This window comes from Fibrobacter sp. UWB7, assembly GCF_900142945.1.
In the GTDB taxonomy this organism is placed as follows: domain Bacteria; phylum Fibrobacterota; class Fibrobacteria; order Fibrobacterales; family Fibrobacteraceae; genus Fibrobacter.
This window is the reverse complement of record NZ_FRCO01000006.1, coordinates 83,352-98,633: the sequence shown is the minus strand read 5'-3', so window position 1 is coordinate 98,633 and position 15,282 is coordinate 83,352. Positions and strand designations below refer to the sequence as shown.

Annotated in this window: 10 protein-coding genes; 3 read left to right on the top strand and 7 right to left on the bottom strand. The window is 44.5% G+C overall.

All coding sequences use genetic code 11. From position 1 onward, the window contains the following. The first annotated feature begins 34 nt into the window (after positions 1-34). Positions 35-3,808, top strand: a complete 3,774-nt coding sequence (locus BUC30_RS13875; RefSeq protein WP_073442776.1) for a fibro-slime domain-containing protein — start codon at positions 35-37, stop codon at positions 3,806-3,808. Positions 3,809-3,947: 139 nt separating this feature from the next. Here the strand turns inward: BUC30_RS13875 and BUC30_RS13870 are convergent, their stop codons facing one another. The 3 genes from BUC30_RS13870 to BUC30_RS13855 form a co-directional block, all read right to left on the bottom strand. Beyond that, complete coding sequence (locus BUC30_RS13870) at positions 3,948-5,483, bottom strand: Rne/Rng family ribonuclease (RefSeq protein WP_073442774.1); 1,536 nt, start codon at positions 5,481-5,483, stop codon at positions 3,948-3,950. Between the two features lie 905 nt (positions 5,484-6,388). Beyond that, positions 6,389-7,207 carry a M23 family metallopeptidase gene (locus tag BUC30_RS13860; protein ID WP_073442770.1) on the bottom strand — a complete coding sequence of 273 codons (819 nt, stop codon included), beginning with the start codon at positions 7,205-7,207 and terminating at the stop codon, positions 6,389-6,391. Next, complete coding sequence (locus BUC30_RS13855) at positions 7,194-7,475, bottom strand: hypothetical protein (RefSeq protein WP_073442768.1); 282 nt, start codon at positions 7,473-7,475, stop codon at positions 7,194-7,196. Before BUC30_RS13855 ends, BUC30_RS13860 begins: the two co-directional genes overlap by 14 nt. Positions 7,476-7,691: 216 nt before the next feature. Between BUC30_RS13855 and dnaN the strand changes: the two genes are divergently transcribed. Together dnaN and BUC30_RS13845 are read left to right on the top strand one after the other, a co-directional pair. After that, positions 7,692-8,813, top strand: coding sequence for a DNA polymerase III subunit beta (gene dnaN, locus BUC30_RS13850; RefSeq protein WP_014546038.1), 1,122 nt, complete (start codon positions 7,692-7,694; stop codon positions 8,811-8,813). A 146-nt stretch (positions 8,814-8,959) separates the two neighbouring features. Continuing rightward, positions 8,960-9,697 (top strand): tRNA 2-thiocytidine biosynthesis TtcA family protein, encoded by a 738-nt coding sequence (locus BUC30_RS13845; RefSeq protein ID WP_244536659.1) that lies wholly within the window; start codon positions 8,960-8,962, stop codon positions 9,695-9,697. Positions 9,698-9,816: 119 nt separating this feature from the next. On the opposite strand, the gene BUC30_RS13840 is transcribed toward BUC30_RS13845, so the two are convergent. The 4 genes from BUC30_RS13840 to BUC30_RS13825 form a co-directional block, all read right to left on the bottom strand. Next, positions 9,817-10,425, bottom strand: a complete 609-nt coding sequence (locus BUC30_RS13840; protein ID WP_244536658.1) for a fibrobacter succinogenes major paralogous domain-containing protein — start codon at positions 10,423-10,425, stop codon at positions 9,817-9,819. Between the two features lie 62 nt (positions 10,426-10,487). Continuing rightward, positions 10,488-11,561, bottom strand: a complete 1,074-nt coding sequence (locus BUC30_RS13835; RefSeq protein ID WP_015731992.1) for a PDDEXK nuclease domain-containing protein — start codon at positions 11,559-11,561, stop codon at positions 10,488-10,490. A 371-nt stretch (positions 11,562-11,932) separates the two neighbouring features. After that, positions 11,933-13,354 carry a hypothetical protein gene (locus BUC30_RS13830; RefSeq protein WP_073442764.1) on the bottom strand — a complete coding sequence of 474 codons (1,422 nt, stop codon included), beginning with the start codon at positions 13,352-13,354 and terminating at the stop codon, positions 11,933-11,935. Beyond that, on the bottom strand, positions 13,351-15,054 hold the full coding sequence (locus BUC30_RS13825) for a VPA1262 family N-terminal domain-containing protein (RefSeq protein ID WP_073442762.1): 1,704 nt from the start codon (positions 15,052-15,054) through the stop codon (positions 13,351-13,353). The genes BUC30_RS13830 and BUC30_RS13825 overlap by 4 nt, the downstream gene beginning before the upstream one ends. Between the last annotated feature and the right edge of the window lie 228 nt (positions 15,055-15,282).

The window sequence follows — 15,282 nt, the reverse complement described above, 5'->3', positions numbered from 1 at the left end:
TTTCTATTAGGGTAACATCTTCCGGGAGTTGTGGATGCGGTGTAAAAATATTGTCTCAAGTTTAATTTTCGTACTCTTATGGGCAGCTATTCCGTCGATGGCGGCCGATTACAACATTACCGTCAAGGATGAAAGATCCAGTTCGCCCGCAAGGCGCATCTACGTCGTTTTGGAAAAAACGGTAGACGGAGTCACCACATCCAGCAACTGCACACAGCTAACAAGCAACGCCGACGGCACCTTCAGCGTCAAGGCAACATTGACCGCCGAAACAGAGCCGAAACTGACCTTTTACACAGGCAGGACTTCCTCCGGCAAATGCAACTCTGCCATTGGCAGCATTTCGCCTTTGGCTGGCGCAGAACCTGTCGAGAGCGACTTCACCCTCACTATAGGCAAAAACAAGGTCGTTACACAGGCTAACGGCACAAACACCACCGAGCCCTCGACAACCACTCCAGGCAATGACGGCCCAGGCACGCAAACACCCGGCAACGATGGTCCCGGCACACAGACTCCTAACAGACCGACTCAACAGACGAAGTATAAAGTAATCCGCTTCTTTGTCCCCTGGACAAACACGAACGCCATTCTCTATGTCGCAGGTGGCAAATCTGACACAATGTCCACTATCAAGAATTACTGTGGATGGTTCGAATCCAAAGTTACCCCGCCCGAAGGCTCGTTCCAGGTCTACTTCAAGCAGACTCTCGGATCTGAATACGTCACAGACTACCATTACACCTCCAAGACACAACCTATCGATCAAAGCACTTTGCTTTCGCTCGATGCAGCCGCTGCCGAAGCCGATACCATCTGGGTCAAGGCAGGCAAGGAAATCGGGACAGCAACAACTGTTTACACCAAGTACCCGGGCGTTTTAGGCGATTGCCCCACCAAGACTCTCCCTGTGATGATGTTTGACTGGCTCCACGGCTCAAAAGGCGATGGCGACGGAGCAGGCAAAAACGGCGACCCCGCCAACGGTGTGAGTGCAGACTTCGGTTCTAGCGGATGTGCACAGCATACCAAAGGAATGGTTCAAGAATACCTTGGCCCCAATGGCGTACCCGTACCAGCCGATCCTTTCCCAGAAAATTGCAAGATTACAACACATCTCGCTCAATGGTTCTTGCCAGAAGTCATCGCCACTAAGGACGGCATTCCGTACACCAACGCCACCTGCCGTTCTATCGAATTGCAACTCCAGAACGACGGTCTCTGGCTCGGCCAAAAAGACGACAATAGCACTGAAGGCGGGCTCTTCTTGATCGATGATTTCGAATACCTCGATGCCGAAAAGACCATCAAGAACCCCTACTTTGACAACCTTTCTGGCAAAGGCAAAAGACACAATTTTGGCTTCACCATGAAGATTCAGGCCACGTTCGAATACATTCCGGGCCAGTACTTTGAATTCAACGGTGACGATGACGTGTGGGTGTTCATCAACAACCGTCTCGTTGTGGATATCGGTGGTCAGCACACGAAGGTCTTTGGCTCAGTGGACCTCGACACGCTCGGACTTCAAGAAGGTGTCAACTATCCGTTCCACATCTTCTATGCCGAACGCCATACAACCCAGTCCAACTTCATGATGAGAACGTCCATCGACCTGAAGACCGAAACGAGCATTCTCGCTAAGGACCTTTCAGAAGCAGGACTGATCAACTACGAAATTTACCAGCGCGTGAGCAAGCAAGCTCTCTCTTGCGACTTCTCCGGCGCAACGACGACAGATACGGTCGCAGCTCCTTCGAACTTTACCTTGATCGGTAGCGGAGCTTATGCCGAAGGTGTTGCACTCGATAGCGTAGGTACCTGGTTTGGCGGCATCACCATCAAGCCCGGCTATTCAGGATTCACCATCAATACGACAACGATCCAGCAAATGCGTACACTCCCGCCGGGATCTTACGTATTGCGATTCTCTTTGCAGAGCGATGAAACCCAGTACGATGAAATTACGTTTACCATCGACAATTACGGCTCGCCCACCATCAACTACGCCCGCGTTGATGCACAAGGCAAATGGACGCTCATCGGAAACGATGTCGACGGAAACATCGATACACTCGGCAAGTGGGTAAACACGCGTTACGAAGTCAACGTCTCGTTCGTAGAAGAATGGGCAACGTTTGACGACATCGTTTACATTACCACGAACAATATTGCAGTCATCCCCTGCGACGAAAACGGCAACAAGATTACGGCAATCACGCTGAAGAACGGAAAAGCGACATTCTACGTCAAGTCCTCTGCTGCCGTTCAGGGCGTCAAGCTCATCGTCACTAGCGGTGACGAAACGCAGCAGGCTGTTTGGAAAAACATCTCGTTCATGGAACCGCCGGTCCCGCAAATCACGTTTGCCTGCATCTTCGACAGAAACGGCGACGGCCGCGGCGACAGCGTTTACGCCAAGCTTTCCAAGCCGTATGGCACGCTGAACGCAAGCATGGTCCGCATGGACTCTATCCACCTGGAATTCGGCGAAACGTTCCCGACAATCATCAACGGATTTGTCCCGAACGACTTCGACAGCTCTCTTGCCATTACGACTGACGGAGGCTTTGGAAACGTTCCATTTACCGGCGGCGCCGACAACGTCTACAGCGGAAAGATTACTCCGTTCTGGATGTACTCGGAAGGAATGAGCCAGTCCACCATCAGCCTCACAAGCGATGTGACCGACTCTATCGGACCTGTTATCACATCAGCTGATATCGCTTACAGCAATGACGGTTCAACAGTGCTTACCGTGTCATTCAGCGAAGGTCTTGACTGCGAAAACGAAACGGATGCCAATTACTTCATCTACTACTTCAAGCAGACAGCTACGGTTAGGACCGATATCGTTCCGGACATTCTCGCCAAGGAGAACAAGGCAAGATGGAAACTGATTTTCAGAAGCACGACAAACGACAAGGCAAATATCCCTGTCATGGGCGACTCCATCAAGCTGGTTCCTGGCGTCCACATGGACCTCTTGCACAGGAGCACACCGGACAACAACCCGTTCGTCCGCATCTCCGGTGAACAGAATGTCGTCGTGACTAGCCCTCCGGTCGTAACGATTGGCGAATCGGATTCTTCAAGAACCATCATCAACAATCCTTCTCCGACCATCCCGAAGCTTGTACAGACGGACGAGCCTGTAACCGCAAAGGATCTAGCAAAGACCTACGGTGCACAAGGACACTATCTTGGAGACTTGAGCCTTTCGAGCTTGGTTAAAGATGAAGTCACAGCCCTTGAATCTGCCATCAAGAATTTCAATGCGGCAAGCGTAGAAAAGGGCGGTCCGCATCTCGAAGAAATTCTCACGCAGGTCCAGACAGGTGCGCTAACCCTTGACCAGGCAAACAAGCAGTACCGTCTCGGTGACGAAATTGTCAACGCCTACCTCAGTGGCGCCATTACGGCAAACGACGTCACGGGCATCGCAAACGGCAATGCATCTGTCATCGAAAAAGTCACTAGGGAAATCGCAAAGCAGACCAAGCTTGAATACAAGACCCAGTACTTTACAAGTCTCGGCGTATTCGTGAACAACACTTCTGGCGTGCTCTCATGCGTAGACACATTGTACAACGGAAGCTGCCTTGACGAAGATAAGGACGGCAAGATATTCCTCGCCTGGAACATGAAATCGAAAAACGGTCGACTGGTCGGTACAGGCGTTTACATCGCAAGACTTTCGTATAAGATTACGGTTGGTAGAATTACCAAGGTCGACCGCACGCAAGACTTCCTCTGGGGTGTGCGTCACGGAAGGACAAAGGGATTCACCATCAACTTGAATGAATAAGGTTTCGTTCTCTCTAAAAGGCGCCTGCAACGCAGGCGTCTTTTTTTATGCGGAATTTTAAGGATAAAAAAAGTCCCAGCGGAGCTGGGACTTTTTGCGTTTAACACGCTAATGCCTGCGCGAGAATCGCGGGGACAACTTATGCGAAGTTGTACAGGTCCGTGATGTCTTCGCCCGACTTGTCGTACATCCAGAACTGGTTGATGTGGGCATATTCATCTTCCACGAGGGAAATCTTGATGTTATGCTTGTATTCCAGATAGTTGAACATACGGTTCAAGTCCTTGCAAAGCACATCGATGACCGGAGCGCTCACGACGAGGGTCACTTCGCGGAGGCGACCCTTGGTATGGGCGCGGGCGAGCCAGCGGTCGATCATGCCGAGCGTCGATTCGAGCGTTGCAATGCGGCCACTGCCGTTGCAAACCGGGCAGCATTCGGTCTTTTCGGTCATCAGGTTCACGCGGACGCGCTTACGGGTGACTTCCATGAGGCCGAACTGGCTGATCGGGGCCGGGCTAATCGGGGCCTTGTCGCGGCGGATTGCCTTGCGGAATTCCTGATAGACGGCTTCGCGGTCTTCATCGGTTTCCATATCGATGAAGTCGATGATGATGAGGCCGCCCACATCGCGGAGGCGCAGCTGCTTTGCGATTTCGTGGCAAGCATCGAGGTTTGTCTCGAGAATGATCTTGCCCTGGTCCTTGCCATGAACCTTCGGACCCGTGTTCACGTCGATAGAGACGAGAGCCTCGGTCTGTTCGATGACGAGGTTGCCACCGCGCGGAAGCGGGACCTGACGCTGCAAGGAGCGAGCGTAGTCGTTTTCAATCTTGAAGTATTCGAACAAGCTTTCGCTGGAGCTCCAGAGCTTGACCTTGTCGAGCTTATCCGGAGAGAGAACCTTCAGGTAATCGCGGAGAGCAAAGTACTCGTCGCGGTTGTCGATATACACGTAGTCCGTGTTGTCACCGAAGTATTCGCGAACCGTCTGTTCGATGGAATCGGATTCTTCGTAGATGCAGGTCTCGGGCGGCATGGTTTCGAAGTTGTACTTCGTCTGTTCCCACTTGCTTTCGAGTTCGCGCATCTGCTTGTTGATTTCGAATTCGGATTCGTTGAGGCCGTTGGTGCGGACGATGTAGCCCACGTCGCGGCCCTTGAGACGGCGCACGACCTTCTTGAACTCGCGGCGCTTGACCGGATCGCGTTCACGCTTGGAGACACCGACGAAATTTGTACCCGGCATGCAGACCAGGAAGCGGCCAGCAAAGCTCAAGTGTGTCGTCAAACGAGCACCCTTGGTGCTAATCGGTTCCTTGACCACCTGCACCATGATTTCTTGGCCTTCCTGGAGAATTTCGTCAATCGAAATTTCCTTGGAGGCATCGCCTTCGTCATCATCGTCACCATATTCACGGCGCAACAGTTCGTTGCGGTCCATGGCGTCTTCCTGATGCAAAAAGCCAGCCTTCTCAAGACCAATGTCAATGAATGCCGCCTTGAGTGCGGGGAGCACCTTCTGAACGACACCCTTATAAATATTGCCCAGAACTCGATTAGAGGAAACACCTTCAACAACCAATTCCGCAAGTTCGCCATCTTCCATGATAGCGATGCGCTTTTCGTACGGTGTTTTGCTAATCAAGATTCCGCGCTTACACTTATTTGCCATTAAAACTCCTAAAGGGTAAAGCAAAACTTGATAGAAATCCCCAAGACCAGTCCAAAAGTATGGACCGCATCCGAGCTCCCGATGTTTCTTGACGGAAAGTACCGCCCGCCTGCAAAGCAAAGCCTGGGGACCATAAATATAATAAGTAGGAAGTAGACAGTAGGCAGTAGGAAGGGGAAATGTAGGGGGATATTGAGGGGTTAGAGGTTAGTTGGTATAGTTTAGATCTATGTTTTTTCTATATCTCACAAGTCGTACAAGAAAATGAGGTACATTGTGTTTTCAAAAAACGTGAGTATAGTATTATTGGAATTTACCATAATTTTCTTTACATCCTGTGAAAAGAATTCTGATTTTTTCACCACTCAGACAATTCATCCTGAAGACATCGAATCATCTTCAAGCATAAATGATGAATATCCATATACTCTAAAAATCCATCCCACTATTCACTGTAAAGATTCAATATTTTCTTACAATAAAACAATCCCTATTTTTAAATGCGATGACGGAAGCATGCTCCCTAACAACGTAAACATTACCTTAGATGGAAATTTCATTGTTCACTATGCTTATGAAAATAGTATTTCTGAAGAAGATATCATTTTTCGGGCAGATACTAGTACAACATATCCTTACATTTTAGAAAGAGACACTACAATATACTGCAAACATATTTACAAAATTGAATTCGAGACAAAATGTTCTCTAGGTTTCTGTTACGAAACATTTTATAAGTATATAATCTTTAAATGCAACGACGGCAATATTTATTACAATTACGATGATATGGTTAAAACTACCGAAGGATTCATTTACGACCGATTTGATCCAAGCCATTAATACGGAACCTCGAATCACAACTATTAACTAATGACTAACGACCAACAACCAATAACTAACGGCTATTTTGTAATAAAGTAATCTTCCGGATTGACAGGCATACCGTTCACGCGGATTTCGTAATGGAGTCCAAGACTCGACTGGAGCCCGCTTTTGCCAATGAGAGCAATCGGGTCGCCACGACGAACTTTAGCGCCTTGTTTCACAAGGGTTTCACCGAGATGGGCATAGAACGTCTTCACATGTTCCATGTGTTCAATCTTCATCGAAAGACCAAATCCACGATGCTTGCGAACCTCGACAACGGTACCGGCACCTGGCGCATAGACAGTATCGCCGTCGGCAGCCAAAAAGTCAACACCTCTGTGCGGGAGCTCCTGATCCGTGAACGCATCGAAAACCATTTCAAAACGAGCCTTGATATCGTGATGGTTCTTGAGCGGGTGCAAAACCGGGACATGCGCCGCAAGCGCAGAATCAGCCTCCAGCTTGTTCAGCGTCTTACGGAACGTAGACCGCATCGCATGCAAATTCTTTTTCGGAGCTTCTTCATCAGATGTATTTTCGAGCGTAAAACCAAGACCACCCAATTTGAGTGTACTATCGCGAACAACACGTGTTTCTTCAATCTTCAAAATCGTCGTATCGACCACAGTGCGGATTTTCTTGATTTCATCCTTAATCACCGAATTCTGGTGATAGACTTCCATCAGGTTGCCGTTAGACAAGTTCTCCACAATCTGCACCGGAGAGAACATGATAAATCCAAGAATCGCGCAGACAGTTAGAACAAAGTAAATAATTACTTTTTTAACGGAAAAAGTGACCGTTTTCCCGCGTGATTCCTTGTTCGGATAAAGATGCACCTCAAGCTTTTTCACTAGGACCTTCGGCTTTGTTCAGTTTCTGTTCGAGCTCTGCAACCTGTTTCTGGATTTCAAAAATAGCGCCCACCGTTTCGACAGCGGACGGGTCATCCTTGATAGAGTCCAGACGGCCTTCCTGGATAGCCTCGTAAACCTTCTGCCCGAGCAACTGGAACTTAGTCTTAAGCTTAGACTGCACCATCGACAATTCCACACGGGAAAGTACGTTGGACGCACAGCCCTTAGCCGTATTTTTCAGCTTATTTAGAGTTTTTTCATTCATAGTATCTTCCGACTAGCCTTTAAAATAGTAGATTTTTCGATATAAAACAACGGAGATTTTTCTATGAGTCGCAGCGATCGCAGAAGAGCAAAGCAAAACGTCAAAAAATTCGTTCCAAAGAAGTCAAACGCGCTGGATAAACGAGTCATCGTACTCCTCGCAATCATCGCCGTGGTATTTTTCGTAGGAACAATGATCATCCAGAGAGGCTAATTAATGAAGTTTACTATCCAGAAGAATGTTTTGCAGGATGCACTGCAAGCGGCAATTAGCGCCGTCCCGAACAAGTCCACCATCCAAATTCTCAACAACTTTTCGCTCCGCCTCGAAGGCAACTTCCTCGAAGTAAGTGCCACGGACCTCGACCTCGGTATCAGGGTCAAGGTGGAAGTTCAGGGCGAACGTGATGGCGCAGTCGTCATCAACGCACGCAAGCTGTTCGATCAGGTGAAGAGCCTCGTGGACCCGAGCATCACAAACATCACATTCGACGCACAGGATTACTTGGTCAAGATCCAGTGGAGCGAACGCGGTAAAGCAAGCATCATCGGCTTTGACGCGAACGACTTCCCGCCGTTCCCGGAAATTGAAAATGGCGAAACCTTGAACATCGCCGCAAGCGAACTTGCATTCCTCGCCGAAAAGACATTGTTCGCCACTTCTACCGACTCCACGCGCTTGAGCTTGAACGGTGTGTTCCTCGAAGCAAAGGACGGCAAGATTTCCATGGTCGCAACAGACGGTCACCGCTTGGGCCGCGCAGCCATCGACCAGGAAGGCGCAGAACTTTCGAACGGCGTCATCATCCCGCACAAGGCATTGCAGCACATCCTGCACATGGCAAAGGGCGACTCCACGGTTGAAGTCCGCACCTCTGCAACGCACATCCTCTTCAACACGGGTTCTATCCAGGTCATCTCGAAGCTTTACGAAGGACCATATCCGAGCTACCGCTCTGTGATCCCGCAGCAGTTTGAACGTACCGCACAGGCCAACACCACGGAATTCCAGAACAAGATCCGCAGCGTGATTTCCATGGCCAACGCACGCACCCGCAAGATCCGCTTGCAGTTCGACGGTAACATCCTCGAACTCAGCGCCACAGACCCGGATGTCGGCGGCGATTCTCGCGAAGCACTCGCTATCACGCACAACGGCGAAGGCAGCTTCTGCATTGGCTTCAACGGCCAGTTCCTCGCAGAAATCCTCGGCATGTGCAAGAGCGAAGAAGTCATCATGAAGATGAACAATCCGCTTGGCGCTTGCATCATCGAGCCGGTTGGCGAAAACATGAACTTCTCGTTCCTGTTGATGCCGACGCACCTTACCGACAACTAACCACAGTTCGGAAAGATTTAAGGGCTCTCGCGAGAGAGCCTTTTTTAGTGGGAATGTATCTGCGATAGGTACTGTGTCTGCTGAGAGAACTGCGCCAAGTTTAATCGGGAACTGCCGCGAGAATTAATCAGGAACAGCCGCACACTTTGAATAAAGTAATTATGTCGAGTCAAATTCGCAAGAGAGTCAATAAGAAAATCACGAAAGCTATTCACGACTTCAACTTGATTGAAGACGGAGACCGCGTGCTCATCGCCACAAGCGGTGGCAAGGATTCAAGCGTGTTGTTGATGGAACTTGCCGCGCGACTCGGCAAATTCGGGCCCAAGTGCGAACTTGCCGCCATCCACATCCAAAGCGATTTTGCAGACAAGGCGCCTCGCGAATTTTTGCAGCGCATGGCGGAAGAATATCCGCAAGTACCGTTCTACTTTAAGGATGTCGCCGTAGAAGCACGCCTCAAGGAAGGTCGCAAGCTCAATTGCTACTGGTGCAGCACGCAGCGCCGCACGGAACTCATCAAGTTCGCAAGCGAAAACAACTTCAACAAGATCGCGCTCGGGCATCACATGGATGACATCGTTGAGACGCTTCTGATGAACATGCTATACAAGGGCGAGTTCAGCGGGATGCCGCCAATGGTGCCGTACGAAAAGTATCCGTGTAGCATTATCCGCCCGCTCTGCTACTGCGAAGAAAGCGAAATCATCGCCTATGCCGAAGACGCGGACATTCGCAAGTTCACCTGTACCTGCGAATTCTCAAAAGCAAGCCACCGCAAGACCATCCGCGAAGAAATCAAGAGCTTGACGAAAGGAAGTTCCACGCTTAAGGCAAATTTATTCGAAAGCATGCGAAATATCAGAATGGATTATTTGCTGTAAGACTGCTTTATTGCAAGGGGAACTGCGCGGGGAATGTGTATGCAATAGGAACTGCGCATGCAATAAGGAATGCGCGCGACCTCATATAGAATGTATCTGCAAATGGTACTGCGCGGACTTTATCGGACACAGCGCACGGAACGATAGTCCTCTTTCGCGAACGCATTTAAACTCGCCGCATCACTGCTGAACGACAAGAATAAATAGAATGCATTCGATTCTAGATTTTCAGAATCTTCGGTCGCGCTCCAGAAATACGCGTAACCACCGATGCCATCAAACTTGCCACCGGAAATTGTGCCGTCATCAGCTTTCAAGATTGCGTCACGATAACCCGCCGGGAGCGCGTTGAATCCGAATTCATCCGTGCCGTTTCCTTTTTTGAACCAGCCGTCGCGAGATTTTAAAGCCGCGCCAACGTGAGGCCGCGCAGCCACCAGCACCTCGAAATCAGCCTTCGTTGGGAGGCGCCATCCCTCAGGGCAAATCGTTTTCGCCTCCGCCCACGAATAAAGTCTCCCCAACCGCTTGCAGTTACGGGAATCATCCTCCGGACAAAAACTCCCCGCCGTTTCAAAATTCAAGTTCTCCGCCATCCACGTCTGCTCACCGATTTTCACGACATCATAAGATTGCCCATCACGCGAATCCGTGAACGACTCCGAACACGAAGCGAGGAGGAAGGTTAAGGCGGCAAGAGTGAAAGAGGAATGGATGGGGAAATGCATAGAGAGAATATAAATTTTCCATATTCGCAAATTTCTTTTCATCTCCTAAAAAAATGCTATTATCACTTTTTCCTCTGTTTCTTTTTCATTTCCGCCATAGTGCGGTCAACAACCTCTCGCAACTTATATGTAGCCACACCCAACGGTTTGTTGATGTCTTTAAGCGACCATTCCACAACAGTCTTATCTGTCGATTTGCAAATAATCAAACCCACAGAAGGATTATCGCCTTCACCCCGAAGCAACTCATCTGCGGCAGTCACATAAAAATTAAGTTTACCAGCAAATTCCGGAGTGTACTTCACGACCTTGAGATCTATAATGACATACCTGTGCTGTGGAATAAAATAAAAAATCAAGTCCGGGAAAAATGCTTGCCCGCCAGGCATCCGAAATTCCATCTGACGCCCAACATAGGAAAATCCTTTGCCCAGCTCCAATAAAAACTGAGTAACGTTGGCAATAAGAGCATCTTCTAAATCACCTTCATCATACTTTTCTTTCATTTTCAGAAATTCAAAATGATAAGGATCCTTCAGAATTTCCTTTGCAAGTTTCTCCTGAGAGGATGTCAAAGTTTTTTTGAAATTGGTAACAGCGGTTCCCTTCGTTTGAAAAAGATTAGCATCTATATATGCATTTAAAGTGGGGCGCGACCAACCATTATCCACTACACCCTTGACATAAAACAGGGCCTCGTCTATTGATCGGCATCGAGAAACAATGTCTATATGTTGTCCCCACGGAATTTTACCAAAAGCCTTGGGCATTTCTAATTGGCCAACGGCCCGTTGGCCTTTTTTATTTCGCTCAAAATAGAACAAATACCACTGTTTCATATACTTCACATTCGTGAAAGAAAAACCAGTCTCATTAGGGAAAGAATGACGCATATCAAGCGCAAATTGTTTTACAACTCCAGCGCCCCAACGTTCTTCGGCTCGCAACGCAACTAAATCACGACCAATTCCCCAATATAACTCTAACATTTCGGTATTCACGCGAATGGAAGCTTTCACCTGGCTCTGGCGAAAACGGTTTTTAACATCGGACAACCATTCAACATAACTGCTATCAGCCAACATACCATCGCGAAACACAAACATCGGTTTACTCATAGACTCTTTCTTTTTCATTTTAGACCTCCCCAATTTCTTCTTTCGAGAACCAGTTGCCCTTAATATCCAGCCATTCATATTCATGGGGAAGAGAGAGCAAATTCCTGATAAGGTCTTCGGATTTTGCCATAAAGCCTCCATATGGCCGCAAATAGCGACCGGTTAATGTTAGAGGCGTTCTTGCGAAATCAAAAAGTTGATAAAAGCAAAAACGCACCTCGCCTTTGTACAGCGAGATGCGTCGGCTTTTAATGTACCTAATATCGAAAAAACTGGCAAGGGGAGCAGAAAAATTTTACAAAGAGCGTTCACTTATTTCGCCCATTCGGCAAGTCCAAATTTACTGTGACATTCAGATTTCCTGTTTTTGTCTAAATTGCGGTTAAGCGCTACATTGTAGGCTGCCTTGAGTTTAGAGTTTCTAGAAAACAAAATTTTCGTTCTTTATTATTGACAGTGTCTTTAAAAATAATTTCATGGACATCGTCAGGATTGATCAGCAATCGCTTCATGATATCAAAAATATAATTGCCAAATTTAATTTCATATCGTTTATCGAAAAGAATCGGCAATTCCAATAGCACTTCTTCTTCTGTAAAAAGATATTTTTTTCGTTTATTTGCTAAAATCAAGCAAAACATAAGATAGAGGTCCTTTTGCAATACATGTTCACCCCATTTGTGTTGTTCCATAATAATATTTGATGCAAATTCTTTCAATCTCATCAAATATTGTTTTTTTGAAGAAATACCAACACATAAGCCAAGTATCAGCAATTGTTCCAATCCATTGAATTTATTAACACTATCATGAACACTAATGCTAGAATCTCTCCAATAATTCATTATGATCCATGAATCTCTAGCAATAGCATCTTCATTTGCATTCCTTAAATAGCCGTAACTAAAGAATTCTCTTGCGTTATCAGACAAATCTTTTATAAGTGGTAAATATTTAGGCAAGAAATCATTGTAAATGGTTGCACATAATCCAGCTAAATAATTAAAATTTTTCGATATTGAAATACCTAACAGAATTTTCAATCCATTCAATGCATCGCAATATGAATAAACAAAGTCTTTTATCATTTCACAATAAATTAAAACCTCGTCTTTTGTTTCTTTTCGAAAATCTTTTTTCTCTAAAAGGTCGATAAAAAAGCCCATTGCACGAACTGCAGGATATCGGCTATTACTATGTAAAGTTTGTTGTATTATGTCTTTCGCATCTTCTTTTAATGAAAAAAGGACTAATTCCATTTTAAAAGTCCATTCATTATTATTTAAATAATCTATTATTTTCCTCTTATCAATAGCCCAAAGACATTTAATAATTATAGAGCCTCTACAATCATCAAACACCGATCCATTATAAAAAGGCTGTAATTCTTGTACGATAGAAATATAATTTTTACTTTGAGCAGCCGCATTCACTTTTTCCATACACTTCTTATCAGAATAAGGAGCCCAATCAGGTATATTTATATTCAATTTAATATGGTCAAACAACAGTTCAATTTTTGCAACAAGATTATTATTGATGAAATCTGTTGGGGAAATTGGAACATTTTTATTTAAATAATCAAAAATGACTAGCGAAGTCAGCAAACCATTATTTTTTGTATTACGTACAGCATCATCATACAAAAGACGAGCCAGGTTGAGGCATTGAGACTTTCCCAAACCAGAATTTTGCGAAATGTATAAATCTAGTGTAGAACAAATTTGATTATAAGAATCATTAGCAAAGAAATCATTAGATTCCTCTGCATACTTTTGGATTTTAGAAAGCAATTCATTTTCACTAATCATAAAGCATCCTTCATTTTAGGAAATTCTACAACACAACAGGCATCATTGTCTAGTTCATGCCATAATTCCTCAAAATTATTCAATATTTCTCGTGAATCAGTCACTTTTTGAATAATATGATGTTTTTCACCAATCTGATTAACAGATATGCCTAAAGAATAAACTTCAGGTAACCGCGATGAATCATAAGGAACTAAAATTAAAAATCGATCGTGGAATTTCCATCCGTAATTATCATGCTGTGCTAAAAATTTTAGGTTTACATTTAAATTGTTTGATTTTTTGAATTCAGCTTTGACATTTTTGCATAAAACTTCAAAGCCATCGTTTTGCACAATCCTTTTAAATGTGTACCCATGATCTCGACAAAGCTTTTCATAACCACCTAATACTCCATTTTTACGAGATAGTAAATTAGCAGTAGCCACACAAGTTATGCAACGAAATATTTTTCCGCTAGGTTCATAATACAAAGTGTTCATTATATCTTGGGCGCTCAAATAAGGATCCCAAAGACATATTTCTTTTGCATCAGATTGTATAATTTTTTTTCTGATAAAATCTAGAGCTTTGTCAGATTCATTTCCTTTCAATACTTTAAAATCGCCACTTTTCTTCAGCACTTCGTCATTCCATGACCTTTTCAAAATGCGATTATTGTAATCAGATTCTAGAGAAAGCCCAACATTTATAGGAGTTGTATATACAAGACTTATTTCTTTTATAGAACCATCTTCTTGAGCAATTGTTCTTGGCGGTATAGCACCTGCCATTTGCATTGTCGTATGTATTGTTCTTATAAAATTTGTTTCACAATCATATAAAACAACTTTATTTTCAAAATCAAAAACGGTTGTACGAACGTTGTTATCATCGCCTATTTGGGAATCAAATGCAAAGTCTAAATTTTTAAAATGCTGCGAATCATAGCCCGTAATGGTGTTATTAAAAGATGTTTGGATTTGAATGCTAATATTCTTTTCAATTTTTGACTTTACATGAGGCTTAACAATAGTTCTAATTTCTGCCCCAGGTTTAATTAAAAGGGTGTTTAAATCCATAATTGTAATAGGAAATTGAAAAACGACATTTCCTATTCTATCTGACACTTTCGCCAAATCAATATCGATAACGCTTTTTACAGTTTTATTTATAAAGTCTATTTTAGCTCTTTCATTTTCTTCAATGACAAAATCTTTTTTTTCATCGAAAAATTCAATTATATAACTAGCCCCCCAAAAATTCTTTTTCAGCACATTGCTAAGCATCGGAGTTGTTGAACCATAATACAATGGAACAAATGATTTGGGCAAAAGAACCATTTGAGACGAAATTTCACAATTTTCATTTCCAAAAATTATCTTTTGTTGTTGCTGAATATTTTTAAATTGCACTTTTGCCTCTTCCACAGATAATCTTTTTTGAATAATTCCAAACTTATATCTTTTATCTATTTTTTGAAGCTTTGGAAAAAGATATTTTTCCTTGTTCTCATTGTTAGGAATTTCTTCAAAAACAAAGAGAGTGTAGTAATTTTGGACTTTTTTTAATTCTTCATCGTACAAAAAAATCTGTGTCATTTCACAGGTTTCATAAAAAGCAATGACATCCTCTTGCAACAATATATCAAAATCTGAATTTGCAATATTTGCTTTTGTTTTTCGTTCAATAATTCGTTCTTGTTTATAGTCATGCATCATAATGTAAATCCTATGAGAATATTTCTATATAAAATTTACTTTAAAAAAAACAAAATATTTCTTTTTTTATCTGCGGTGACTATTTTATCGTTTAACGGTTCATATAACATCCTATGGATTTTTATGCAATGGTGGGATATTTCACAAAACAACACGGAATTTATATATACTTTTTAAACACGTCACGCATTTTGACAACGCGGTTTATCGCCTCGTTCATCAAATCCA

Coding starts and splice junctions, on each gene's coding strand:
- BUC30_RS13875 (WP_073442776.1), top strand. CDS start 35: ATGCGGTGTAAAAATATTGTCTCAAGTTTAATTTTCGTACTCTTATGG.
- BUC30_RS13870 (WP_073442774.1), bottom strand. CDS start 5,483: ATGGCAAATAAGTGTAAGCGCGGAATCTTGATTAGCAAAACACCGTAC.
- BUC30_RS13855 (WP_073442768.1), bottom strand. CDS start 7,475: ATGAATGAAAAAACTCTAAATAAGCTGAAAAATACGGCTAAGGGCTGT.
- dnaN (WP_014546038.1), top strand. CDS start 7,692: ATGAAGTTTACTATCCAGAAGAATGTTTTGCAGGATGCACTGCAAGCG.
- BUC30_RS13840 (WP_244536658.1), bottom strand. CDS start 10,425: ATGCATTTCCCCATCCATTCCTCTTTCACTCTTGCCGCCTTAACCTTC.
- BUC30_RS13835 (WP_015731992.1), bottom strand. CDS start 11,561: ATGAAAAAGAAAGAGTCTATGAGTAAACCGATGTTTGTGTTTCGCGAT.
- BUC30_RS13830 (WP_073442764.1), bottom strand. CDS start 13,354: ATGATTAGTGAAAATGAATTGCTTTCTAAAATCCAAAAGTATGCAGAG.
- BUC30_RS13825 (WP_073442762.1), bottom strand. CDS start 15,054: ATGATGCATGACTATAAACAAGAACGAATTATTGAACGAAAAACAAAA.